We start from the raw sequence: 24,334 nt of genomic DNA, 5'->3' as shown, positions 1-24,334 counted from the left end.
GGCACGCAGGTCCCCGCTTACGCTTTCTCGGGTCCACCGACGTGTCTGATTTCTGCCAGACGGGGTTCCCGCGACGCCGGCAGCATGGTGTCGTGCTGAAAGATCCCGAACAGCGGTACCGCGCCGTCGCCGCCCGCGACGCGCGGTTCGACGGCCAGTTCATCCTCGCCGTCCGCACGACCGGGATCTACTGCAGACCGTCGTGCCCGGCTTCGACACCGAAGCGGCGCAACGTCGAGTTCTTCGCCACGGCCGCCGCCGCGCAGATCGCCGGCTACCGCGCCTGCCGCCGCTGTCTGCCCGACGCGGTGCCCGGCTCCCCCGAGTGGAACCTGCGCGCCGACCTGGCGGGCCGGGCGATGCGGCTGATCTCCGACGGCGTCGTCGAGCGCGACGGGGTCACCGGCCTTGCCCGCAGGCTCGGCTACTCGGAACGACACCTGACCCGGGTGCTGACCACCGAACTCGGCGCGGGCCCGCTCGCCCTGGCCCGGGCGCACCGCGCGCACTCGGCAAGGCTGCTCATCGAGACGACCACCCTGTCGGTCGCGGACATCGCCTTCGCGGCGGGCTTCGCCAGCGTCCGCCAGTTCAACGACACCATCCGCACCGTCTTCGCCACGACGCCGACGCGACTGCGCATGGCGGCGAAGCGGTCCGCCCGCCGGGCCCAGCCGACGCCGGGGCGGGTCACCCTGCGGCTGGCCGTCCGCGAGCCGTTCGACGCGGTGGGGCTGTTCGGTTTCCTTGCCGCACGGGCGATCCCGGGGCTGGAGTCGGCATCCGCCGACGGTTACGCGCGCACCTTGCGCCTGGCCAACGGCCCCGCGACCGCCTCGCTGCGCCAGGGGGCGGGACACGTCGAGTGCACCCTCCGCCTCACGGACATGCGCGACCTCGGCTCGGCGGTAGCCCGGCTGCGCAGGCTGCTCGACCTGGACGCCGACCCCCTGGCCATCGACGAAATCCTCGGCGCCGACCCGGCACTGGCCGAGTCGGTGGCCCGCACCCCCGGCATCCGAGTTCCCGGCAGCGTCGACGGCGTTGAGACCGTGGTGCGGGCCCTGCTGGGCCAACAGGTCAGCGTCACCGCCGCACGCACCGCCGCCCAGCGCCTGACCGACGCCCTGGGCGAACGACTCGCGACCCCGGACGGCGACCTGACCACCCTGTTCCCCACCGCCGAAGCCATCGCCGAACACGCGGGCGAGGTTCTGGCAGGCCCGACCAGAAGGACCCAGACAATCCGCGCGGTCTGCGCGGCGATCGCGTCGGGCGACCTGGACCTCCATGTGGGCGTCGACGCCGACACCCTGCGAACCCGGTTGCGGACGTTCACCGGAATCGGACCATGGACCGCGGGCTACGTCTCCATGCGCCTACTCGGCGACCCGGATGTGTTGCTGCCACAGGACATAGCCCAACGCAACGGAGCCGCCGCCCTAGGCCTGCCCCCGACCGCGGAGGCACTGGCAGACCACGGCCGCACCTGGCAACCTTGGCGCTCCTACGCAGGCATGCACCTCTGGCGCGCCGCCGCATCGGCAGGAAGTGCCCCGTGACCACGCTCGGCTAGGAAGTGCCGGCGGCTCGCGTGGGCAATGCCAACTACGGACGCCCGCCACCCCAGCTCCAAACGCCCGAACAACAACCTATGCCGTCATCTCCAACGTGGAACCACTACGAGACTTCCGAACCCGCAACCGCACCGGAATCCGCTGCCGCAGCTCCTCCACATGCGACACCAGCCCCACAACCCGCCCACCAGCGCGAAGTTCGTCCAATATCCCCATAACGTCATCAAGCGTAGGCGCGTCAAGCATCCCGAAGCCCTCATCGACGAACAACGTGTCCAACAACGCCCCACCAGTCTCAGCCGCCACCACATCCGCGAGACCAAGCGCCAACGACAATGAGGCTACAAAGGACTCTCCGCCGGACAGCGTCTTCGTGGACCGCGTCTGCCCCGAGAAGTCGTCCAGCACGTCCAGCCCCAACCCACCGCGCTTGCCATGCGACCCAGCCGCATCACTGTGCACGAACGAGAAGCGTCCCTGGGTCATCCGCCGCAGCCGCTCGCTCGCGGCCACCGCCACCTCAGCCAGTCGCGCCGCCAGCACGTAGGATCGCAGCGACATCCGACTCGTGTTCTGCCCACGCCCGTTGACCACGTCGGTCAGCGCGTCCAGTTCCTCGAATTCCGCACGCATCGGAGCCAAGTCCGCCCATACCTTGCGCAAGCGGTCCGCCAGCTTCGCCACCTCGCCTGCCCGGCGGGCGGCCGCACGCGCTGTCACCACGGCGTTCTCAGCGTTCTCGCGGGCCGTGTGCGCCCGGGCCAGCAGCGTGACCACGTCGACCTCTTCGCTCAGGTCGGTGCCCGCCAGGTCGTCCAAAACGCCGCGGAACTTGGCTTCCTGCTGGTCCGCTTCGCTGATCTGCTGCGCCAGCTTGGCGATGACGTTCTCGGCGCGGGCAGCGTCCAGCGCCTCGGTGACGTCGGTGAAGCCCGCCTTGGCCACCGCGTCGACCAGGATCTCGCGTTGCTCGGCAACCCGCGTTCGGGCCGCCACCGCGTGTGTGCGGGCCTCCGACAGGGCGTCGAGTGCCTGCGCGAGTTCGGCGACGTGTCGCCTGCGGTCGACCACGCTCGGGAAGGTCCCCTTGGCGATGTCGAGCCGGAGACCGCGTTCCTCCACAGCGGCGACGAGCGCGGTTCGTTCGGTGGCGCGCGCCACGGTTTCCTGTTGCAGCGTGGCGATTCTCGACCGGACCTGCTCGGCTTCCGCTTCGAGGTCCAGCAGCGTCCGGCTGATCCGGTCGTGCCCGCCCGCCACGGCCACGGCCTTGTCCAACTCGGCCAGAGCCCGCGCGTCGTCCGCTTCCGGGTCGCCCCAACCGCTGAGGCGCTCGCGCAGTCCGTCGACGACGTTCTGCGCCTGCTTGAACGCCGCCGCCGCTTTCTCCCGGGCCGTCAGCTTTCGCTGTTCCTCGGCCTGCGCCGCCCGCTCATCGTCGGCGGTGACCAGCGGGCCGACCGCGTGGGCGGGCGTCGGGTGCTCCACCGAACCACACACCGGGCACGACTCCCCCGGTGCCAGGCCCGCGGCGAGTTCGGCGGCCATCCCGTCGAGCCTGCGCTGGCGCAGATCCAGGAGGTGTTCGCGGGCGTTCTGGTGGTCTTCCACAGCCCTGGTGTTGGCGTCGGCTGCCGCCGACAGGTCGAATTCCGCCGCGGGCAAGGCTTTCGCGTGCCGGACCGCGGTGGCGGTCTCGTCCTGGCGGGCTCTGAGCCCGTCGAGAGATGCCCGCGCTTCCGCCGATTCCGCGAGGCGTTCGCGGGCCTCGGCAAGTTGTCGGGGCAGTTCCGCGATCCGGTCGGCGAGGTCGGCGGATTCCTGTTCGGCCCCCGTCAGAAGCTTTTCCAGTTCGGCGATGCGAGCCTGGTCCTCGCGCTGCCGATCAGATTCCTCGACCAGTCCGACCAGAGCTCCGGCTTCCTCGCGGAGCGTCGTAGCGTCGGCCCGGGCGTCGGTGCCTGTGTAGCCGAGTTCCTCAGCGACACCAACGTATCGGCGTTCCGCTCGCGCGGCGGCGTCCGCCGCGTTCTCGGCCCGACGCAGCTCGTCGGCGACGGCCACGACCGGCACCGCGCGACGGGCCGCGGCCAACTCGGCCCGCCAGGCGGTGCGGTCATCGCGGGCCAGTTCGGCCAGCGCGTCGGTCGCCTCCCGAACCTGGCGGACCCGCTCAGCAGCAGCGCGCCCCTCGGCGAGAGCCTCCTCGGCGGCCTCGCGCTGCCGATTTGCTTCTTCTTGCGCGGCAAGGGTTTCGTCGGTGGCTGTCGCCAGAGCGGCGGTGAGCCCGGACAGCCATTCCGCTTTCGGTTCCTCGGGCTCGTCGCCGGATTCCTGGGCGATGCGGGCGACAAGCGCGTCCACCGACACACTCGCCGCGTCCAACTCGCGGCGGCGCTGGGCGCGGTAGTCCTTGAACCAGTCCTCGACGCGCTGGAAGTGCTCGGTGCCGAACAGCTTCTCCAGCAGCTTCTCGCGCTCGCCGGTGTCGGCGCGCAGGAAAGTCGCGAAGTCGTTCTGCGGCAACAGGACGACTTGGAAGAACTGCTCTTTGGTCATCCCGAGCAAGCCCTGGACCGTGCGCGCGACCTCGTCGATCCGGGACACACCCTCGGCCGGGTAGCCGCTCGGCGAGGCATGGACCCAGGTCAGCACGGCACGCGCCTGCTGCTTGGTCATCCCGCCGCCGCGTCGCTTGGGCCGCAGGTACTCCGGGCTGCGCACGATGCGCATCCGGTGCGACTGCACGGTCAGCTCCAGCACGACCTCGGTGTGCACGTCCGGGCCCGCGTTGTCGCAGCGCAGACGCTTGGCCTGGTCGCGCACGCCCGGCACCGCGCCGAACAGCGCGAACGCGACCGCGTCGAGCAGTGTCGTCTTGCCCGCGCCGGTGTCGCCATGGAGCAGGAACAGGCCGTCGGCGCCGAGCACGTCGAAGTCGACGACCTCATGGCCGGGGTAGGGACCGAACGCGGTGACTTCCAGCCGGTGCAGCCTCACTCCGGCTCCTTCCCGGCGACGGCGGCCAGCGCCTCGCGCAGCAGTCCACGCTCGGTCTCGGTGGGCTCGGCACCCCTGGCGTCGGTGACGAAGCAGCAGGCGACCTCGGCGTCGTCGCGCCGCCGCGACAGCTCGGGATAGCGCTGGGGGCGCTGGTGGCCGCCCGCGGGCCGCCATTCGAGGTGCACGGCATGCGGGAACCGCGCCTGCAGCCTGCGCATGGCGTCGAGTGGGCGAACCTGGTCGGTGAGCTCGACGGAGAGGAACTTGCCCTCGTGGACGTCGTTCGCGGGGTCCGCCAGGACGTCGGCGAGTTCGCCGCTGATCACAGCCAGCTCCCGCGGGACGGGCAGGGTGCGGCGCTCGACGTCGGCGAGGCCGTCCTGGTGTAGCTCGACCAGCCAGACGGACTTGTGGTGCCGGGCCTCGGAAAACGAGTAGGCCATGGGACTGCCGGAGTACCGCAGGTGGTTCGCAAGCGTTTGCGGTCCGTGCAGGTGACCGAGGGCGGCATAGTCGACGCCGCTGAACACCCCGCCTGGCACGTGCGGCACGCCGCCGACCGCGATCGTTCGCTCGGAGTCGCTGACCTCGCCGCCGGTGACGAACGCGTGCGCGAGGACCACCGACCGCGTTCCCGGGCGGCGGCCGAGATCGTCGCGGACGCGGCGCATGGCCTCGCTGAGCACGTCGGCGTGGGTGCGCAGGTCGGGCATGCCGAGACCTTGGCGGGCGACTTCCGGCTCCAGGTAGGGGATGCCGTAGAACGCGACCGGCCCATGGTGGTCATCGATCACCACCGGCCGGTCGAGATCGGAGACCGCGGTGCGGAGGTAGAGGCCGCCCGCCGCCGCGAACTCGCCGAACGCGCCGAGCCGGGGCCCGGAGTCGTGGTTTCCGGGGGTGACGACGATGCGCGCGCCCGCCTCGGCGATCCGGCGCAGGGCGCGACCGCAGACGCCGACGGCTTCAGCGGAGGGGACCGCGCGGTCGTAGAGGTCGCCGGAGACGACGGCCACATCGACCCGGTCGTTCGTCACGATGTCGGCCAGGCCGGCGAGCACCGTCTCCTGCTCGGCGAGCAGGTCTCGGCCGTGGAATGTGCGGCCCACATGCCAGTCGGAGGTGTGCAGCACCCGCATGCCCGCCAAGTTAGAGGCCGGATGCCCCCGATCGGGGGAGCCACGCCGGTCGAACGCTCGTTCGACGCTGGTTCTGTCGGTGGTATGGGGTAAAGATCTTCCCGTACGCCGTTCCGAGAAGGGAGGACTCGCCCGTGACCGCTGTGCTCGGCACCGTCGCCGCGGTGCTCGTCCTGCTGCTCGCCGCCGCCGCGACGCTGTTCTGGCGGCTGTACTCCGACAGCGTCCGCCGAACCGACGCCGCCCGCGCCGAAGTCGAGGCCGAGCGGCGCCGGACCGACTCGCACCAGGCGGCGCTGCGACGGTATGAGGTGGCGTTCGCGTCGATCAGCGGCCGAGGGGAACTGGGCGAACAGGTCTTGGTGGAGACCGCGCGCGCCTTGGGGCTGCGCGAGGGCATCCACTTCACCGTCCAGACAGATGTCGCGGGCGGCGGCGGCGCCCGACCGGACCTGCTGCTCCTGGTGGGCGACGAGCGACGGGTCCCGGTCGACTCGAAGATGAGCCTTGCCTGCTGGGCCGAGGCAGTCGACACCGACGACGCCGAGGAACGTCTCGACGCGCTGCGGGTGCACGTCCGCAACATCCGCTCCCGCGCGGCCGAACTGGCGAGCAAGGGCTACCAGCGGTGGGCGGACGCGATCTACGGCACGATCATGTTCGTCCCGTCGGACGCCGCCGTTGTCGCCGCACTGGACACCGACCCGACCCTCCTGCGCTGGATGCTGGACCGCCGCGTGTTCCTGTGCGGCCCCACGGGCTTCGCCGTGATCGCCTCCGCCGCCCTCTTCGCCGCCACCGAACGCGCGATCGCCGACGACGTCGCCACCGTCCGCGCCCGAGCCGCCTCCGCCCACCGGTCCGCGGGCATGGCGATCGACGCGGTCAACCTGTCCAGCACCCACCTCCAGCGCTTCCTGTCGGCCCGGCGGCGCGAACTGGACGCGCTGGAGCAGTTCAGGACCACCGTCACCCCGTTGACCGACGCCTCCGCGAGCCCGACACCGATGCCGGGCATCCGGCGAACCGAGGAGGCGGTGGTGAACGGGCACGAGATGCCCGAGGGTTCACCCCTCGACTGACCTGTGCCCGAGGCCCGTCGGCCTCACCCACTCGCACGAGCGTATGGGTGGGCCGGGCTCCCCAATCGGGCTTGGAGCCCGCCCACATTGGGCCGAACGGCGTACTCGCGGGTCATGCGTGGCCGCTATTGGGCGAACGATGACAGCCACCCCACACCGACGGACTAACGTGTACCGACGTGACCGCGACTCGCGATCGCCGCAGCGATCTTGATGATGACCACGCCGAGCCCGCGTGGGATGAGCGCCCGATCTTCGGCAGTTCACGGGGACTGCCGTGGTGGGGCGCTGTGCTGCTGGCGTTCGGGCTGGCCCTGCTGGCAGCCGTGATCGATGTGGAGCGCTTGGGCACTCTCGGCAAGATCTACCAGGGCGCCTACGTCCTGGGCTGCGTCGCGGCGATCTGCCTTGTGCGCCGAAGCAACCTGTTCGGTCCGATGGTGCAGCCGCCGCTGGTGTTCGCCGTGACCGCGATCGGCACCATCCTCGCGTTGGGCCCGGAGACACCCGGCGATGGCCTCAAGGGCTTGCTGTTCTCGGTGGCTATGCCGCTGACCAGCAACTTCCCGACGATGGGCATCACCACCGCCGTCGTCGTGGCGATCGGTGTGGCCCGCGTATTCCTGCAGCGCGACCCGGGCGCGACCGACGAGGACGACGAGCCCAAACCCGCGGTCGCCCGCCGTCCCCGCCCGCAGACCCCCCGCGACGACGAGGACCTGTTCGCGGCCAAGCCGCCGCGCCGCCCCCGTCCCGCCCGCGAGGAGGAAGCCGCCCGGCCGCCGCGCAGGCCCGCCCGCGAAGACCGCGCCCGCACTCCCCGCGAAGACCCACCCCGAGGCGCCCGCCCGACCCGCGACGAACGCAAGTCCGCCCGTCCCACGGCTGACAAGCCCGCTCGTGAGGACCGCCCCCGCCGCCCGGCCAGGGACGAGGCGGCAGGCCGCCCCCGCCCCCCACGGGAAGACCCCCGCGCCCGAGGCGCCCGCGACCCGAACCGCGCCCGCGACGCAGGCAAACCCCGCGAAGGACAGCCGGACCGCAAACCCCCACGCCCCGACCCCACCCGCCAACCCCCACGCCGCCCCCGCCCCACCGAGCGCTGACCAGCGCCCTGGGATTCGGTGGCCTAGATCGATATCGACGCCAGGCGGTGTAGTGCCTCCGGCGGGCGCAGGCCGACGGTCCCGGCCGCGCGGACCACGCCAGGGGCGCACTCTCGCTCTCGACCCCAGCGAGGATGCGCAGCCGACAGCTCCGGTCTCACCGGCGGACCGCAGCGGCTGGCACCGGTCCGAGCGCAACTCCCGCCACCGATCCGAGGGGGAGCCTTCGGTGGTGGTGAGCGTCGGTGGTCGTGTCACTGGTGGCGATGGCGCCGCTGGCGGTCTTATCCGCCTGGCTCGACCGAACACTTGACCCCTGCACTCGCCCCGCACCTTGTCCTGGCCCTTAACTCTCGGGTGGCGGTATCAAGGGCGGCGCGGCCTTCGCGAAGGCCGGAACCAAGAAAACGGGCGGCCCCCAACCGGGAACCGCCCGCGGACAAGCAAAGATCACCTAGCTGGCTTGAGGTCCTTGCGCAGCTCCGGCGGCAACGCGAAAGCGATCTTCTCGTTCGCCGTCGTCACCTCTTCGACGTCGCCGTAGCCCCGCTCGGCCAGCCACGCCAGCAGGTCCATCACCAGGTTGTCCGGCACCGACGCGCCGCTGGTCACGCCCACCGTGGTGACGCCCTCCAGCCAGGCCTCGTCCACCTCGTGCGCGTAGTCGACCAGGTACGACGCCCGCGCCCCGGCCAGCAGCGCGACCTCGACGAGGCGCTTGGAGTTGGAGGAGTTGGTCGAGCCGACGACGAGCACCAGGTCGCACTCCGGCGCCAGCGCCTTGACCGCGACCTGACGGTTCGAGGTGGCGTAGCAGATGTCGTCGCTCGGCGGGTTCTGCAAGTCGGGGAACCGCTCGCGGAGCTGGTCGACGCGCTCCATGGTCTCGTCGACCGACAGGGTGGTCTGCGACAGCCAGATGACCTTCGACGGGTCGCGCACGACGACCTTGTCCACGTCCTCCGGGCCGTCGACGAGCTGCACGTGGTCTGGGGCCTCGCCCGCGGTGCCCTCGACTTCCTCGTGGCCCTCGTGGCCGATCAGGAGGATGTCGTAGTCCTCCTTCGCGAAGCGCTTGGCTTCGAAGTGGACCTTGGTCACCAGCGGGCAGGTTGCGTCGATGGTGCGCAGGTTCCGCGCGGCCGACTGCTCGTGGACCGCGGGCGACACGCCGTGTGCGGAGAACACGACAAGCGCGCCCTCGGGCACCTCGTCGGCCTCGTCGACGAAGATCGCGCCGCGTTCGCGCAGGGTCTCCACGACGTGGCGGTTGTGCACGATCTCCTTGCGGACGTACACCGGCGGGCCGTAGGTCTCCAACGCCTTCTCGACGGTGATGACCGCACGGTCCACCCCGGCGCAGTAGCCGCGCGGATTGGCAAGTAGGACACGTTTGGTCGGAGCACTCATGACTCCAAGGGTACGGGCGTGCCGCCAAGCCCGGATGTGGCCCGTGTCTCGACCGCTCCTCGCTGTGCAGATCCGCCGGATTCGGGCAGGCTAGGACCATGAAGTCTCTCCCCCTGCCGTTGCGCCTCGCGGCCGGGCTCGCGGCCACCGCGGTCGAACGTGCCCGCGAGCTGCCCGCCCAGATCGCGGGCCTGCCGGTGACCGTGGTCAGCCAGGCCCTGCAGGCGACGATGCGGGTCCAGCAGCACGTCACCGAGCTGGCCATCAAGGGTGACGAGGCCCTGGCCGCGCTGCGCCCGGTCGAGGAGGCGCCGGAGTGGGCGACCTTCGACGAGGACGTCGACGACTACGACCTGAGCCGCCCCGCGTTCGACCGGGTCACCGACGACGACATCGACGACGACATCGACGACGAGCCCGCGGCCGAGCAGTCCGATGTCGAAGTGCCCGACGATCCCGCCGCCGCGGACCCGTGGGAGCAGGAGGAGCAGGCGATCACCGCGGCCGTGTCTCCTCCGGCGTCCATCCCGAACTACGACGAGCTGTCGCTGCCGCAGCTGCGCGCCCGGCTGCGGGCGTTCTCGGTGGCCGACCTCGAAGAGGCGCTGGCGTACGAGCGGGCGAGTGAGAACCGGCCGTCGTTCGTCGGCATGCTCACCCGCCGCATCGCGACGGTGCGCGACCAGACTTGACTTCCTCCCCTGCCCGCGGGCCGGAGATTCGACAGCGACTACCGCACGAGGAGGAAGTCGCGTTGAGGTTCACGGTTCGCGGGCTCACCCAACGGCAGGCCTCCCCGTGCGGTCACGGCATGCCCTGCCGCGAGTCGAATATTCAGCGCCGCGTTCACGTCCGCGTTGCAGGCGAAACCACAGGACCGGCAGCGGAAGACGGCTTGGCTCTCGCGCGCCTCCCGATCCACGACCCCACACGCCGAACAACGCTGACTGGTGAACCGCGGATCGACCTTCACCACCCGCCCCGGAGCCTTCTGCTCCAGCCGGGTCACCAACAGGCCCCACCCGTTGGCCAGGATTCCCCTGTTCAGGCCCGCCTTCTGTCGCACCCCCCGGCCGGGAGCCTCAAGCGTGCCCCTCGCCGACTGGGTCATGGTGCGGATCTTGAGGTCCTCCACCGCGATCACGTCGAACTCCCTGGCCAGACANACCCCCCGGCCGGGAGCCTCAAGCGTGCCCCTCGCCGACTGGGTCATGGTGCGGATCTTGAGGTCCTCCACCGCGATCACGTCGAACTCCCTGGCCAGACAGGTGCTGGTCTTCTCCACCCAGTCCTTGCGCCGGTCGGTGTCACGGGCTCCGAGCCTCGCGATCGCCGTCTTGACCTTGCCGCGCCGATTGGAGCCGCGTTGGGCGCGGGCGAGCTTGCGCTGCAAACGCAACAGCCGCACCTTCTCGCTGGCGCGCAGAGTGGGCACCGACAAGAGTTCCCCAGTGGAGAGCGCCGCCGACACAGCGACACCGCGATCCACACCCACCACCGCACCCGTACCCGGCGCGGAGATGGGCTCGGGCACCAAGGCGAACGCCACATGCCAACGCCCCGCCCGGTCACGGGTGACCCGGTAGGACTTCACACCGTCAGCCACCGCACGCGACCAGCGCAACCTCACCCACCCGACCTTGGGCACCCGCACCTCAGCGACCTTGCGGGACACCCGGCGCACGTCCTCCGGCTTGACGGCCGAGACACGCCGATCAAGCTAACGGCCACCACCGACAGATCCAGGAGACAGAGTTGACACCCGATAGGCCAGGACACACGCGGGCCTTGGCGGTCCTCCCGTTCCCGATTTCTCCCCGGCCTGAAGGTCGGAGCATCCTCGGGAGGTCCCGGTGACGGGGTCGACAGCCGAAGAGCCGTGGCCGGTCCGCACGGTCGCCCGAAAGATCTCCGAGTGGATCAACCGGCTGGGCACCGTGTGGGTCGAGGGCCAGCTCACCCAGATCTCGGCCCGCCCGGGCACCGGCACGGCGTTCCTGACGCTGCGCGACCCGGCCGCCGACGTGTCCATGACCGTGACCTGCCCGACCGGTCTGCTGCGCCTGCATGAGCCGCCGCTGACCGACGGCACGCGCGTCGTCGTCCACGCGAAGCCGACGTTCTTCATGAACCGCGGCACCCTGAGCCTGCGCGCGGACGAGATCCGCGCGGTCGGTATCGGCGAGTTGCTCGCGCGCATCGAGCGGTTGCGCAAGCTGCTGGCCGCCGAGGGGCTCTTCGATCCGAAGCGCAAGAAGCGGCCGCCGTTCCTGCCGCGCAAGATCGGCCTGATCACCGGTCGCGCGTCCGCCGCCGAGCGCGACGTGCTGGTGAACGCGAAGGCCCGCTGGCCCGCTGTCGACTTCCGGGTGGAGAACGTCGCGGTGCAGGGGGCGTTGTCGGTACCGCAGATTCTCGACGCACTGTCCGTTTTGGACAAGGACCCGCACGTCGAGGTCATCGTGATCGCCCGCGGCGGCGGCTCCGTGGAGGATCTGTTGCCGTTCTCCGACGAGACGCTGTGCCGCGCGGTGTCCGCCTGTCGCACACCGGTGATCAGCGCGATCGGCCACGAGCCGGACACCCCGCTGCTCGACCACGTCGCCGACCTGCGCTGCTCGACGCCGACCGACGCGGGCAAACGGGTGGTTCCCGATGTCGCGGAGGAGTCCACGCGGATCCGCCATCTGCGTGATCGTGCCCGCCGCGCCCTGCACGGCTGGGTGGACCGCGAACGCCGCCTGCTCGACTCGCTGCGCAGCAGGCCGGTGCTCGCCGACCCGCTGACTCCGCTGGCCAGGCGCGCGGAACAGGTCGACGCGCTCGCCGAACGCGGCAGGCGCGCGCTGCTGGGCAGGCTGGCCGCGGAGCAGTCGGCGCTCGCGGCGACGCGCGCCCGCTTGACGACCCTGGGGCCAGCCGCCACGCTTGCTCGCGGGTATGCGGTCGTCCAGCTCACCGATACCGACGGGACTCCCCGGGTTCTCCGCTCCATCGAGGACGCTCCGGAGGGCACCCGTCTGCGGATCCGGGTCGCGGACGGCGCACTGCACGCGGTCGTCACCGGCGATCGGGACGCGCCCGCCGAAGGGAGGTAGCCGTGAGCGAGACCGACCGGCCGATGCCGGTTCTCCCTGTGTCATACCGGGAACCGTCGTTCCTGCCACTCACCGTCGCCACCGCTTCGGGCCACCCGGCGCTGCACCCACCCGCCACCCGCGCCGACGCCGCGGCCGCCGAGTGCTGGACCGCGTTGCTCGCCGGCTGCGACACGGCGGGCCGGTCGCTGCCCGGCAGGCTCCGCGAACTCGCCGACGCGACGTCGACCTACGCGGGCGCCGCGTGGTGGAACGGTGACGGCGCCTGCCACCGCGGGCGCATCGATCGGGCCCGTGCCCGCATCGAGGAAGCGGTGGCCGACCGCGATGGTGCAGACTTCGCCGAGGCCTTCGTCGGCTTCGACCAGGCGGTCGCCACCGCCCTGGTGCGCGTGAACAACCGAATGAGGAGTCCCGCACGGTGACCGAGCCCGGATACGAACAGGCCCGCGACGAGCTGGCGTCCGTGGTGGCGAAGCTGGAAGCCGGCGGACTGTCCCTTGAGGACTCACTGACCCTGTGGGAACGCGGTGAGGCCTTGGCCAAGATCTGCGACCGACACCTGGCAGGCGCCCGCGAACGGGTAGAGACCGCCTTGGCCGCCGTCGAGGCAGAGAACGACTGATCGCGCGAAAACGAAGTGACGCCCCAACCGCGAGCCGTCACGATGGGGCATGCTCATCGATCACTTTCCCGTGCTCGGGCTTCGGCTGACCACGCCGCGGCTTGAGTTGCGGTTGCCTTCGGATACCGAACTCAGCGCACTCGGCGATCTGGCGGGTGCGGGAATCCATGGCCCGGACGAGATGCCGTTCATCGTGCCGTGGACGACCCGTCCGCCCGCCGAGGTGGCACGGTCGGTCATCCAGCGCCACTGGCAGCAGTTGGGTGAGTGGTCGCCGGAGAACTGGTCGCTCAATCTCGCGGTGTTCCGCGACGGCGTCCCTGTCGGCAGGCAGAACATCCGGGCGCGCGACTTCGCCGTCACCCGGGAGGTGTCCACCGGTTCATGGTTGGGGAAACGCCATCACGGGCAGGGCATCGGCACCGAGATGCGGGCCGCCGTGCTGCATCTGGCCTTCGCGGGCCTCGGCGCGGAGGACGCCGTCTCCGCCGCTTTCCCGACCAACATCGCTTCGCATGCCGTGTCCCGCAAGCTCGGCTACCGGCCCGATGGTGTCGAGCGGCTGGTGGTCGACGGCAAGCTCCTCATCGACCAGCGGCTGCGTCTGAGCAGGGCCGACTGGGAGCGGCACCGCACCGTGCCGGTCGCGGTCGACGGGCTTGACCGGTGCCTGCCGCTGTTCGGGGTCCCTACGACCGAGGCAGCGGCGCGGCCTTGAGCGTGGCGGTGGCGAGGGTGCGGAACTCCTCGTCGCTGCCGTTGCCGGTGATCATCAAGGTCACCCCGTCAAGCGACGTGGCCCAGGCGTGTTCGTCGCGGCGGCCCGGGTAGACCTGCCAGGTCTGCCCGCCCGCTTCGACCGCACCCGTCGGCGCCGACTCACGGTCGGTCTCGACCCGCACCACCTCCGCCGCAGCGGCGCTGGACTGGCTGAGCTGGACGAATCGGCCCGGGGTGATCCACCCCACCCGGACGACCACCGAGACCGGCTCGACCGGCCCGGAGCTGGTCGAGTTCGCCTTCCACTCGGCCGGGACGGCCGGGAGGCGGATGGCGAAGTCGGTGCTGCGGGCGTAGCGGCCCAGGTCGACGGCGGCGTCGACAGTGGGGGCCAGGGCTGGGTCCGCGTCGGGCCTGCCGGGGCTGAACGAGCAACCGCGGTTGAACGCGAGCACCGACCCGATGATCAGCAACAGGGCCAACAGCGACAACAGCATGTCGCGCGCGGTGTGCGATGCCCGGTCGGGGCGCTGGGGAGGAGCCACCCTCCCATCGTCGCAGGCGGCGCAGGCTCCGGCGTGGCGAGGTGTTGCAAACGGTTCGAGGCTCTGTGGCCGATCGCGAAGGGGAGTTTCCGGTGCCGCTCGCCACGGTCCCCGGAATGATCGTGTTGCAGGCGTACCGGTTCGCGTTTGGACCCGACACTGACCCAAGTGGCTGTGTTGCGGTCCCATTGTGGTGCGCAGCGGTACGCCTACAACTGGGGCCACGCCTTGATCAAGGCCGAGGTGGATCAGCGGTGCGCCGAGAAGTCATACGGCGTGGCGCAGGCCGAGTTGACGCCGTTGGTGTAGTGGTCGGACTACAGCCTGCGGAAACTGTGGAACCAGGCCAATCCGAGGCACCTCGACGTCGCCTTGCGGGACATGCGGCGGCTGCAGCGGCAGGCAGCCCGCCGAGCCGGCCCGGACCGGCGCACCGAGCAGGTCCCATCAGCCCGGTGGCGCCAGACTCGGGCCCGAATGGCCCGCCTGCACGCGGCGGCGGCCAACGCGCGCCGTGACGGGCCGCACAAGCTGTCCACCCGCCTGGTCCACACCCACCTGCTCGAAGACCTGAATGCCGCCGGGATGCCGCGCAACCACCGCGTGGTCCGGCACATCGCCGGTACCGGCATCAGCGAACTACGACGGAAGATCACCTACAAGACCGCATGGACCGGGGGCCGCGTGCACTTGGCGGACCGGTGGTACCCGTCTTGGAAAACCTGCTCGGCCTGTGGCGCGGTGAAAACCAAACCGCGCCTGTCCGAGCGGACGTTCCGCTGCGACCTGTGCGCATTCTCACTGGATCGTGATCTCAACGCCGCGCGAAACCTCGCCGCACTCGGCGAGGTCACAGGAGCCATGTCCTCCCCGAGCCGCGGGGCGACACGAAACGAGCCCGATGGGAAACCCACGTAAGACCCGCATGGCGGGCAACGGGTACCGCCACGGGAAGACCCGGCTACCAGGCCGGGTCAACGCCGCATCGCAAGGTGAAGGCTCACGCCGCGGTGTCACAAGTGTCGTGAACAGCACGCCCCTGGGGATTCCGCCCCGGCACGTCCCATCTGGGAGGATGCGAGGTGGTCTCACACCGCAGGCCGCGCCGATCCGGGAGGCAGAATGACCACCTCGACCACCAGCGCTACCCCCGCGCGACGCCGGGAAGCACCCGACCGCAACCTCGCGATGGAGCTGGTCCGGGTCACCGAGGCCGCCGCGATGGCGGCGGGTCGCTGGGTCGGGCGGGGCGACAAGATCGGCGGCGACCAGGCCGCGGTCGACGCCATGCGCAAGCTTGTGCACACCGTGTCCATGCGCGGCATCGTGGTCATCGGCGAGGGCGAGAAGGACGAAGCGCCCATGCTCTACAACGGTGAGCTGGTCGGCAACGGCGACGGCCCCGACTGCGACGTCGCGGTCGACCCGATCGACGGCACCACCCTGATGGCCAAGGGCATGCCGAACGCCCTCGCGGTCCTCGCGGTCGCCGAGCGCGGCGCCATGTTCGACCCGTCGGCGGTCTTCTACATGGAGAAGCTGGCGGTCGGACCCGAGGCGGCCGACGTCGTCGACATCACCGCGCCGGTGGCGGAGAACATCCGCCGGGTCGCGAAGGCCAAGCACAGCGACGTGTCCGACGTGACGGTCTGCATCCTCGACCGCCCTCGCCACGACGCCCTGGTGCACGAGGTCCGCGAGGCGGGCGCGCGCATCCACTTCATCTCCGACGGCGACGTCGCGGGCGCCATCTCCGCGGCCCGCCCGAACACCGGCGTCGACATGCTGCTCGGCATCGGCGGCACCCCCGAGGGCATCATCGCCGCGGCCGCGCTCAAGTGCATGGGCGGCGCGATCCAGGGCAAGCTGTGGCCGAAGGACGACGCCGAGCGCGAGAAGGCGATCGCCGCGGGCCACGACCTCGACCGCGTGCTGCTCACCGACGACCTCGTCGGCGGCGACAACGTGTTCTTCTGCGCCACCGGCGTCACCGACGGCGACCTGCTGCGCGGCGTGCACTACCGGGCGGGCGGCTGCACCACGCAGTCCATCGTGATGCGTTCGAAGTCCGGCACGGTCCGGATGATCGACGGTTTCCACCGGCTGACCAAGCTGCGCGAGTACGCGTCGGTCGACTTCGACCGCTCGGCGGAGGACGACGAGCAGGAGCTCCCGCCGCTGCCGTAGTCCGCGCCCGGCCCGCTCCCAAGGGAGCGGGCCGATAACGGGTTGGTAGCGGGCAGCAACTTTCCGTGGTCCGCGGGCGTCTTGTCGGTAGAGGGGCTTGTCCCACTTAGCGACAAGGAGCTGGACATGCGGGTCAGCAAGACGATTTTGGGGGCGACGATCGTCGCGATGGCTCTGCTCAGCGCGTGTGGGAGCACACCGGAGCCCACCGCCCAGGTCGGGAGCACCACCACCACGACGTCTTCCAAGGCGCCGACCACTACGACGACGCCGTCAACCACCACGGCCGCGCCGACGACCACCACCACAACGAAGCCACCGGTCACCACCACCAAGCCGAAGCCCAAGCCGACCACCACGAAGCCGCCCGCACCGCAGTCGCAGGGCAGCCCGTGCAAGGCCACGGCCGACGCGTGCATCGACCTGTCGGCCAACAAGTCCTGGCTGCTCAAGGACGGCAAGGTCGTCTACGGGCCGGTCCCGATCACCCACGGCCGTCCGGGCTACCGCACGCCGGTCGGCACGTTCAAGGTGGGTTGGAAGGACATCGACCACAAGAGCAGCATCTTCAACAACGCGCCGATGCCGTACTCGGTGTTCTTCAACGGCGGCATCGCGTTCCACGCGGGCAGCCTGACCCAGCAGTCCCACGGCTGCATCCACCTGTCGAACGCCGCCGCGAAGCAGTACTACAACTCGCTGCCGGTCGGCGCCATCGTGCAGGTTGTGCAGTAGCTATTCAGCGTTGCTGGAGTGGCCGGGGAACAGGTGCGCTTCGGGGTTGAGGGCCACGGCGATGTTGTTGACCGCCGTGGCCGCCTCACCGAAGCCGGTCGCGATCAGCTTGACCTTGCCCGGATAGGCCGCCACGTCGCCCGCGGCGTAGATCCGGTCGCGGGCGGTGCGCATGGTGGAGTCGACGGAGATGCTGCGGTGGTCGATCTCCAGGCCCCATGACTCGATCGGCCCGAGGTCGGCGGTGAACCCGAGCGCGGCGACGACGGCCTGGGCGGGCAGCACCTCGACCTCGCCACCGACCATCACGTCGATCTCGTGGAGGCCTTCGTCGTCTCCGCGCAGGGCCGTGACCTGGGCGTCGGTGATGACGCGGACGCCCAGGTTCTCCACCTGGCGCACCGTCGCCGGCATCGCGCGGAACTTCGCGCGGCGGTGGACCAGGGTGACGCTCGACGCGATCGGGTGCAGGGCCAGCGCCCAGTCGAACGCGGAGTCGCCGCCGCCGACGATGACGACGTCCTGGTCGCGGTGCACTTCCAGGGCCGGTACGAAGTGGACCATGCCGCGGCCGAGCCAGCCGTCGCCCGCGGGCAGCGGGCGCGGGGTGAACTCGCCGATCCCGGCGGTGATCAGCACGGCCCCGGCGCGCACGACGGTGTCGCCGTCCAGGGTGACCTCGAACTTGCCGTCCACTTCGGACAGCTCGCGGGCCCGCCTGCCCAGCAGGTAGGTCGGCTTGTACTGCTCGGCCTGCTCGACCAGCGCGTTGATCAGGTCGCGGCCGAGCACGGCGGGGAACCCGGCGACGTCGTAGATCATCTTCTCCGGGTACATCGCGGTGACCTGGCCGCCGGGCTCGGGCAGCGAGTCCACCACGACCGTGCTCAGTTCGCGGAACCCCGCGTAGTAGGCGCCGAACAGGCCGGTGGGGCCCGCGCCGACGATCAGCAGGTCGACATCCACAGGAGCCGTCATACCGTCCACCCTATGTGCCGAAGCTGACCATGCCCAGCTTCCAAAACGGGGTGACACTTGAGGTATGGCCGAGTACCGCATCGAGCACGACACCATGGGCGAGGTCCGCGTCCCCGCCGACGCCCTCTGGCGGGCGCAGACGCAGCGGGCGGTGGAGAACTTCCCGATCTCGGGCCGCCCCCTCGAACGGGCCCAGATCCGGGCGCTGGGGCTGCTGAAGGCCGCCGCCGCCCGGGTGAACGCCAAGCTGGGCGTCCTCGACCAGGACCTGGCCGAGGCGATCGCCGACGCCGCCTCCGAGGTGGCCGACGGCGGGCACGACGGGCAGTTCCCCATCGACGTGTTCCAGACCGGTTCGGGCACGTCGTCGAACATGAACGCCAACGAGGTGATCGCGACCCTCGCCACCCGCGCCCTCGGCCGCGAAGTTCACCCGAACGATCACGTCAACGCCTCCCAGTCGTCCAACGACACCTTCCCCACGACGATCCACCTCGCCGCCACCGAGGCGCTGGTCGAAGACGTCATCCCCGCGCTGACCCACCTCGCGGCGGCCATCGAGGCCCGGGCCGCGCAGTGGGGCGACGTGGTCAAGTCCGGCCGCACGCATCTGATGGACGCGGTCCCGGTGACCCTCGCCCAGGAAGCGGGCGCCTGGGCAGCACAGGTCCGCTACGGGGTCGAACGACTGAAGTCCGCACTCCCCCGACTCGGCGAACTGCCCATCGGCGGCACGGCGGTGGGCAGCGGCCTCAACGCCCCCGAGGGCTTCGGCGCCCTGGTGTCGGGTGAGCTGGCCAGGATCACCGGCCTGCCGGTGACCGAGGCCCGCGACCACTTCGAGGCCCAGGCCACCCAGGACTCGGTAGTCGAGGCGTCGGGCCAGCTGCGCACGGTCGCGGTGTCCCTGTTCAAGATCGCCAACGACCTCCGCTGGCTCGGCTCGGGCCCCCGCACCGGCTTGGCCGAACTGGCCCTGCCGGACCTGCAGCCCGGTTCGTCGATCATGCCCGGCAAGGTCAACCCAGTGATCTCGGAGGCGACGATGATGGTCGTCGCCCAGGTCATCGGCAACGACGCGGCGGTCGCGTTCGCGGGCAGCCAGGGCAACTTCCAGCTCAACGTGATGCTGCCGGTGATCGCCCGCAACATCCTGGAGTCCGCCCGCCTGATCGCGGCGGTTTCGCGGCTGCTCGCGGACAAGGTGGTCACAGGAATGGAACCGGACATAGACCGACTGCGCGAGCAGGCCGAGTCGTCGCCGTCGATCGTGACCCCACTCAACAAGTACCTCGGCTACGAGGAAGCGGCATCGATCGCGAAGCAGTCGCTGAAGGAGCGACGAACAATTCGCGACGTCGTCCTCGACCGCGGCCACGTGGACGCCGGGAAGCTCACGGTCGAGCAGCTCGACGAGGCGCTGGACGTGCTCCGGATGGCTCGCGGCGGCCGCTAGCCACGCAACCCGACAGCACACCCGACGGCAACGATCGAAGCCCCGACAAGGGCCGCCATCGTCAACGACTGCGCCCCCAACCCCACCGACACAACCAACCCGGACACCGGCATCACCCCGATCAACACCGCCGCCCGCCCAGCCCCCAACACCGAAACACTCTGGTACCAAAGGCAAAACGCCACCACGGTGATCACCGCGACCGCCAACACCGCCACCAACTCCACGGCAGACGGCAGCCGAAACGCACCATCGAACGGCACGGCGAGAACACCCGCGCACACGGCCGCGAGCACATGGCACCAAAGAGCAACCGAGAACGTCCCCAGCCTGCGCACCACTCCGACAGCGAACAGCGTGAACGCCGCCTCGCACAGCATCGTGAGGACCGCGAGCAACAGACCGGGCCCGCTCCAGGTCCCCCCGCCCGAAAGCACGACGATGCCCGCGACGACCAGACCGGCCCCCGCGAGCGCGCGAACAGCGGGCCGCACACCGGACATCAGCGGCGCCACAAGGGCGATCACCAGTGGGCTGCCGCCGAGGACCGCGGCGACCAGCCCTGGTTCGGCGTGGTGTTGCGCGGTGAGCAGGAAGATGTTGAAGCCGATCATGCCGACACCGACGACGGCCAGCAGGGCGGGCAGGTCCTTGAGCCTCGGCAGGGTGATCGGCAGCCTGCGGGCCATGGCCCAGCCGAGAATCAGCACGGCGCCGACGGCGTAGCGGGCGGACTGGCCCGCGAGGATCGGATAGTGAATCAGCAGGCCCGACATGGGAACGCTGCCGCCGATGAATCCGCAGGCGAGCGCGCCCGCGGCCACTCCCCGCCTGGCGGGTCTCGCGATGGTGATCGTCACGCCATTCAGCTTCACGGGCGACTGGTCCACCCGTAAGCTCCACTTTTGTGGCGAAGAATTGGTCCACTTTTCGTGAACTCCTGATGCCCGACTTCGCGGAGACCCAGCGCGGCAGCCGCGGGCGGACGCTGGAGACGGCGCTGCGGTCGGCGATCCGCGAAGGCAGGCTGCCGCTGAGCACGCGGCTGCCGTCGAGCCGCGACCTCGCGGGCCAGCTCGGCATCTCCCGAGGCACGGTGACCGCCGCCTACACGCAACTCGCGGCCGAAGGGTTCGTGGTCTCCCGCCACGGTTCCGGGACGGCGGTGGCGTGCACGCTCGTCCCGCCCGACCCGCGAGCGCCAAAGTCCGACCCGGTGGCGCGTCGCTGGCGCTACGACCTGCGTCCCGGACTGCCCGCGCTGGGGGCGTTCCCGCGCGCGGCCTGGCAGGCGGCGACCCGCGCGGGGCTGGCCGCGCTGTCCGACGACGAACTCGGCTACCCGGACCCGGCCGGGCTGCTGACGCTGCGCCGGGAACTTGTCGGTTACCTCGGCCGGGTGCGGGCCGTCGACGCGGGAGACGTCGTGATCACCCACGGAGTCGCGGAGTCACTCGCCCTGCTGGCCGCCGTGCTGCGCGCCGCCGGGCACCGCGAGGTCGCCGTCGAGGATCCGACGCATCCAGGCATGTCGGAGGTGTTCGCCGCGCACGGCCTGCGCCCGGTCGGCGTCGCGGTGGACGACGCGGGCATCCGGGTGGACCTGTTGGCCCGCACCGGATGCCGAGTGGTGTTGGTGACCGCCGCGCACCAGTTCCCGCTCGGTGTCGTGCTCAGCGCCCACCGACGCCGGGAACTGTTGGCCTGGGCGCGCGAACGAGACGGGCTCGTAGTCGAGGACGACTACGACGCCGAACACCGCTACGACCGGCCCGCCGTGGCGGCCACCCAGGCGCTCGACGCCGAGCGGGTGGCCTACGTGGGCAGCGTGAGCAAGGTGCTGGCGCCCGCGATCCGACTCGGCTGGCTGGTCGCGCCGACCGCTTTGCGGGACCGGCTGGTGGACCGCAAACGCCTGTCCGATCTGGGGTGCTCCCCGATCGCGCAGGCCGCGTTCACGCACCTGCTGCGCTCCGGTGGCTACGACCGGCACCTGCGGCGCACCCGGCAGCTCTACCGGCAGCGCCGCGACGCGCTCCTCGGCGCGGTCTCGGCGGAACTGCCGGGCTGGCGGCCACACGGTGTCGCCGCGGGCCTGCACCTGGTGCTGCGCCTGCCCGACGGCACCGATGACACCGCCCTGCAGGGGAAACTGGCGGACATCGGGATCAACGCGCCCGCGCTGTCCGGCTACCTGGTCGAACGCGAGGCGCCGTTTCCCGGGCTCGTCGTCGGCTACGCGGCGACCACACCCGACCGGCTCCGCGCCGCCGTCAGCGAGATGGCCGGACTGTCCTGATCAGACCGAGCAGACGTCCACCCGCGACTCAAGGATGATCTTCGTCAGGACTCGCGAGGAGTTGAACCGCAGGCGGTACAGCGCCTTCGGGTTGCCGGGCACCGCCACGGTCGGGCCGTGGGCGTAGTCGAAGTGCGCGGGGTCGAAGTCCGGGTACGTCGCGTGCACCTGGGCCGCCGTCCACCCGATCCGCATGCCCTCGGGGGTGTGGATCCAGTCGACCTGCTTGGGGTGGATCGCCCACACACCATGCGTTTCGCTGACCACGGCCTGGTCGAGCGCGGTGATCGGCAGCGCGGGCCAAGGTGCGCAGAGTCCGTCGCCCTCGGTGGTGCGGGTCAACATGCCGAGCGCCTCGGCGGCGTCGGCGGACATGCCCAGGCGCAGCGTCTGCCAGCCGAACGGGCCGATCACGTCGTTGTCCCCGGTCGACTTGGGCTTCACTTTCGTGGTGGTGGTCGGCTTCTTCGCCGGGCTCTTCACCGTCTCCACTTCGGACGGACGCGCGGCCGGCGTGGCGGCCGGGGTCGCGACAGCGCCGCCCGTGGTCGTCGTGCGCGGCGGGGCGGCGTCGGACTTCGGCGCCGCGCAACCCGACACGCCCACGGCGACCGCGCACACCGCGATCGCCAACCGGTTGATGAGTCCCATGTGACCGCTCCCTGGTTCGTCCTGCTCCCACACCACAAGACGGCCATCCCCCGCCGAGGTTGCGGGTGTCGATCGACCGCGCCGCGGGCAGGATGGACCCATGGTGGGACTGACGGACGTGGTGGCGGTGTCGGCGGAGGTCGGCGCGACCCGGTCCCGGCTGGCCAAGGTGGCCGCCATAGCCGGGGCGCTGCGGCTCGCCGAGGACCCGGACGAGGCAAGGGCCGTGGTCGCTTTCCTCTCCGGCGCGATCCGGCAGGGCCGGATCGGCGCGGGCTGGCGGACCCTGGTGGCACTCCCGCCGCCCGCGGCGGACCCGACGCTGAGCGTGGCCGACGTCGACGTGGCCTTCGATCGGCTCGTGGGCACGCGGGGCGCGGGCTCCGTGGGCAGGCGGGCGGAGATCATCGCCGGGCTGTTCGGCGCCGCCACCGCCGCCGAGCAGCGGTTTCTCCGCGCGCTGATCACCGGTGAGCTGCGTCAGGGCGCGCTTGAAGGGGTCATGCTCGACGCGGTCGCCAAGGCGGCGGACGTGCCAGGTGCGGCGGTCCGGCGGGCGTTCATGCTCTCCGGGCGGCTCCCGGAGACCGCGGCACTCGCGCTCGCGGGCGGGGTCGACGCCCTGGCGGCGGTGCGGCTGGAGCCGGGCAGGCCGGTGCGGCCGATGCTCGCCTCCCCTGGCACCTCGGTGACGGCTGCGATCGCGGACCTGACCCCGTGCCTGGTCGAATACAAACTGGACGGCGCGCGAATCCAGGTGCACAAGGTCGACAACGAGATCCGCGTGTTCACCAGGACCCTGCGGGAGATCACGCACAGCGTGCCGGAGTTGGTCGAGCTGGTGCGGGGGCTGCCCTGCCACACGGTCGTGCTCGACGGGGAGACGCTGGCGCTGTCCGACGACGGCAGGCCGCGCCCGTTCCAGGAGACGCAGAGCCGGTTCGGGAGCACGACCGAGGAGCAGGTGCGGGCCCTGCTGCTGCGGCCGTACTTCTTCGACTGCCTGCATCTGGACGGCGTCGACCTGATCGACGAGCCGCTCCGGGCGCGCAACGAGGCGCTCAACCGGGCGGTGGGTCCCCACGTCATCCCTGGTGCCGTCGACCCGACGCCGGAGGAGGCCGAGGCGGTCGGCGTGGCGGCGTTGGCGGCGGGTCACGAGGGCGTGATGGTGAAGGACCTCGATTCGGCATACCAGGCGGGCAGACGCGGAAAGGCTTGGCAGAAGGTCAAACCCGTGCACACACTCGACCTGGTGGTGCTCGGCGCCGAGTGGGGACACGGCAGGCGTTCCGGGTTCCTGTCGAACCTGCACCTCGGCGCCCGCGACCCCGACGGCGGGCCACCGATCATGGTGGGCAAGACGTTCAAGGGCCTGACCGACGAGCTGCTGCGCTGGCAGACGGCGGAGTTCCCGAAGTACCAGCGGGACCGCGACGACTGGGCTGTCTACTTGCGACCGGAGCTGGTGGTGGAGATCGCCTTGGACGGGGTCCAGGCCAGCACCCGCTACCCCGGTGGCGTGGCGCTGCGCTTCGCCCGGGTGGTGCGGTACCGGCCGGACAAGCAGGCAGCGGACGCCGACACGATCACCGACGTCCGCGGCCTGCTCCCGGTGGCACCGGGCTGAAGCAGGCGGCGGTTCAGGGCAGGCGAAGTCCGCCCGGCCGCCGTCCTCGGGTCAGTCGCGTCGCGAGGCAGGGGAAATGATGGCCATGAAGGC

General features: G+C 71.0%; 23 protein-coding genes. 15 read left to right on the top strand and 8 right to left on the bottom strand.

Going from position 1 to position 24,334, the window contains the following annotated elements; all coding sequences use genetic code 11:
- Positions 1–92: 92 nt before the first annotated feature.
- A complete protein-coding gene (locus GPZ80_RS28640; RefSeq protein ID WP_187224216.1) occupies positions 93–1,562 on the top strand; it encodes an AlkA N-terminal domain-containing protein in 1,470 nt (489 codons plus the stop codon).
- Positions 1,563–1,652: 90 nt separating this feature from the next.
- Here the strand turns inward: GPZ80_RS28640 and GPZ80_RS28635 are convergent, their stop codons facing one another.
- Entirely contained in the window at positions 1,653–4,577 is a 2,925-nt protein-coding gene (locus tag GPZ80_RS28635) for an AAA family ATPase (RefSeq protein ID WP_187224215.1), read from the bottom strand.
- Positions 4,574–5,719, bottom strand: coding sequence for an exonuclease SbcCD subunit D (locus tag GPZ80_RS28630; protein ID WP_187224214.1), 1,146 nt, complete (start codon positions 5,717–5,719; stop codon positions 4,574–4,576). Before GPZ80_RS28630 ends, GPZ80_RS28635 begins: the two co-directional genes overlap by 4 nt.
- A 134-nt stretch (positions 5,720–5,853) precedes the next feature.
- Here GPZ80_RS28630 and rmuC point away from each other — a divergent pair, with 134 nt between their 5' ends.
- Together rmuC and GPZ80_RS28620 are read left to right on the top strand one after the other, a co-directional pair.
- Positions 5,854–6,801: a DNA recombination protein RmuC gene (rmuC, locus tag GPZ80_RS28625; RefSeq protein WP_187224213.1), complete on the top strand. Its 948-nt coding sequence runs from the start codon at positions 5,854–5,856 to the stop codon at positions 6,799–6,801.
- A 179-nt stretch (positions 6,802–6,980) separates the two neighbouring features.
- The gene (locus GPZ80_RS28620; RefSeq protein ID WP_187224212.1) at positions 6,981–7,907 is read left to right on the top strand and encodes a DUF6542 domain-containing protein; all 927 of its coding nucleotides are present in this window, start codon (positions 6,981–6,983) and stop codon (positions 7,905–7,907) included.
- A gap of 450 nt (positions 7,908–8,357) precedes the next feature.
- Here the strand turns inward: GPZ80_RS28620 and GPZ80_RS28615 are convergent, their stop codons facing one another.
- Positions 8,358–9,317 (bottom strand): 4-hydroxy-3-methylbut-2-enyl diphosphate reductase, encoded by a 960-nt coding sequence (locus GPZ80_RS28615; protein ID WP_187224211.1) that lies wholly within the window; start codon positions 9,315–9,317, stop codon positions 8,358–8,360.
- A gap of 98 nt (positions 9,318–9,415) precedes the next feature.
- On the opposite strand from GPZ80_RS28615, the gene GPZ80_RS28610 reads away from it, so the two are divergent.
- On the top strand, positions 9,416–10,009 hold the full coding sequence (locus GPZ80_RS28610; RefSeq protein ID WP_187224210.1) for a lipid droplet-associated protein: 594 nt from the start codon (positions 9,416–9,418) through the stop codon (positions 10,007–10,009).
- 38 nt (positions 10,010–10,047) lie between these two features.
- Here the strand turns inward: GPZ80_RS28610 and GPZ80_RS28605 are convergent, their stop codons facing one another.
- The gene (locus tag GPZ80_RS28605; protein WP_446678432.1) at positions 10,048–10,851 is read right to left on the bottom strand and encodes an RNA-guided endonuclease InsQ/TnpB family protein; all 804 of its coding nucleotides are present in this window, start codon (positions 10,849–10,851) and stop codon (positions 10,048–10,050) included.
- Between the two features lie 319 nt (positions 10,852–11,170).
- Here GPZ80_RS28605 and xseA point away from each other — a divergent pair, with 319 nt between their 5' ends.
- The 4 genes from xseA to GPZ80_RS28585 are packed head-to-tail and all read left to right on the top strand — an operon-like array spanning position 11,171 to position 13,758.
- The gene (xseA, locus tag GPZ80_RS28600) at positions 11,171–12,415 is read left to right on the top strand and encodes an exodeoxyribonuclease VII large subunit (protein WP_187224209.1); all 1,245 of its coding nucleotides are present in this window, start codon (positions 11,171–11,173) and stop codon (positions 12,413–12,415) included.
- Between the two features lie 2 nt (positions 12,416–12,417).
- Positions 12,418–12,840 carry a sugar ABC transporter substrate-binding protein gene (locus tag GPZ80_RS33055; RefSeq protein WP_312880634.1) on the top strand — a complete coding sequence of 141 codons (423 nt, stop codon included), beginning with the start codon at positions 12,418–12,420 and terminating at the stop codon, positions 12,838–12,840.
- Positions 12,837–13,040: an exodeoxyribonuclease VII small subunit gene (locus GPZ80_RS33050; RefSeq protein ID WP_187224208.1), complete on the top strand. Its 204-nt coding sequence runs from the start codon at positions 12,837–12,839 to the stop codon at positions 13,038–13,040. Before GPZ80_RS33055 ends, GPZ80_RS33050 begins: the two co-directional genes overlap by 4 nt.
- A gap of 49 nt (positions 13,041–13,089) precedes the next feature.
- Positions 13,090–13,758: a GNAT family N-acetyltransferase gene (locus GPZ80_RS28585; RefSeq protein ID WP_187224207.1), complete on the top strand. Its 669-nt coding sequence runs from the start codon at positions 13,090–13,092 to the stop codon at positions 13,756–13,758.
- On the opposite strand, the gene GPZ80_RS28580 is transcribed toward GPZ80_RS28585, so the two are convergent.
- Entirely contained in the window at positions 13,730–14,305 is a 576-nt protein-coding gene (locus GPZ80_RS28580) for a DUF4245 domain-containing protein (protein ID WP_187224206.1), read from the bottom strand. The two genes, GPZ80_RS28585 and GPZ80_RS28580, sit on opposite strands and share 29 nt — an antisense overlap.
- A 168-nt stretch (positions 14,306–14,473) precedes the next feature.
- On the opposite strand from GPZ80_RS28580, the gene GPZ80_RS28575 reads away from it, so the two are divergent.
- From GPZ80_RS28575 to GPZ80_RS28560, 4 genes are all read left to right on the top strand, one after another.
- A complete protein-coding gene (locus GPZ80_RS28575; RefSeq protein ID WP_187224205.1) occupies positions 14,474–14,614 on the top strand; it encodes a hypothetical protein in 141 nt (46 codons plus the stop codon).
- A gap of 72 nt (positions 14,615–14,686) precedes the next feature.
- Complete coding sequence (locus GPZ80_RS28570; protein WP_187224204.1) at positions 14,687–15,223, top strand: RNA-guided endonuclease TnpB family protein; 537 nt, start codon at positions 14,687–14,689, stop codon at positions 15,221–15,223.
- Between the two features lie 204 nt (positions 15,224–15,427).
- Complete coding sequence (glpX, locus tag GPZ80_RS28565) at positions 15,428–16,492, top strand: class II fructose-bisphosphatase (RefSeq protein ID WP_187224203.1); 1,065 nt, start codon at positions 15,428–15,430, stop codon at positions 16,490–16,492.
- Positions 16,493–16,618: 126 nt separating this feature from the next.
- The gene (locus GPZ80_RS28560) at positions 16,619–17,227 is read left to right on the top strand and encodes a L,D-transpeptidase (protein ID WP_187224202.1); all 609 of its coding nucleotides are present in this window, start codon (positions 16,619–16,621) and stop codon (positions 17,225–17,227) included.
- On the opposite strand, the gene GPZ80_RS28555 is transcribed toward GPZ80_RS28560, so the two are convergent.
- Positions 17,228–18,205 carry an NAD(P)/FAD-dependent oxidoreductase gene (locus tag GPZ80_RS28555; protein ID WP_187224201.1) on the bottom strand — a complete coding sequence of 326 codons (978 nt, stop codon included), beginning with the start codon at positions 18,203–18,205 and terminating at the stop codon, positions 17,228–17,230. It lies immediately after the preceding gene.
- A 64-nt stretch (positions 18,206–18,269) separates the two neighbouring features.
- Here GPZ80_RS28555 and GPZ80_RS28550 point away from each other — a divergent pair, with 64 nt between their 5' ends.
- Positions 18,270–19,661 (top strand): class II fumarate hydratase, encoded by a 1,392-nt coding sequence (locus tag GPZ80_RS28550; protein ID WP_187224200.1) that lies wholly within the window; start codon positions 18,270–18,272, stop codon positions 19,659–19,661.
- On the opposite strand, the gene GPZ80_RS28545 is transcribed toward GPZ80_RS28550, so the two are convergent.
- Positions 19,658–20,521: a DMT family transporter gene (locus tag GPZ80_RS28545; protein WP_312880633.1), complete on the bottom strand. Its 864-nt coding sequence runs from the start codon at positions 20,519–20,521 to the stop codon at positions 19,658–19,660. The genes GPZ80_RS28550 and GPZ80_RS28545 overlap by 4 nt on opposite strands.
- A 47-nt stretch (positions 20,522–20,568) precedes the next feature.
- Here GPZ80_RS28545 and pdxR point away from each other — a divergent pair, with 47 nt between their 5' ends.
- On the top strand, positions 20,569–21,960 hold the full coding sequence (pdxR, locus tag GPZ80_RS28540; RefSeq protein ID WP_187224199.1) for a MocR-like pyridoxine biosynthesis transcription factor PdxR: 1,392 nt from the start codon (positions 20,569–20,571) through the stop codon (positions 21,958–21,960).
- On the opposite strand, the gene GPZ80_RS28535 is transcribed toward pdxR, so the two are convergent.
- Complete coding sequence (locus tag GPZ80_RS28535) at positions 21,961–22,611, bottom strand: hypothetical protein (RefSeq protein ID WP_187224198.1); 651 nt, start codon at positions 22,609–22,611, stop codon at positions 21,961–21,963.
- Between the two features lie 103 nt (positions 22,612–22,714).
- On the opposite strand from GPZ80_RS28535, the gene GPZ80_RS28530 reads away from it, so the two are divergent.
- Entirely contained in the window at positions 22,715–24,241 is a 1,527-nt protein-coding gene (locus GPZ80_RS28530; protein ID WP_187224239.1) for an ATP-dependent DNA ligase, read from the top strand.
- The last annotated feature ends 93 nt before the right edge of the window (positions 24,242–24,334 follow it).

The sequence above is a fragment of the Actinokineospora xionganensis genome (genome assembly GCF_014323725.1).
Classification (GTDB): Bacteria; Actinomycetota; Actinomycetes; order Mycobacteriales; family Pseudonocardiaceae; genus Actinokineospora; species Actinokineospora xionganensis.
Note: the sequence above shows the minus strand (reverse complement) of the source record. Positions and strands in the feature narration are given on the sequence as shown.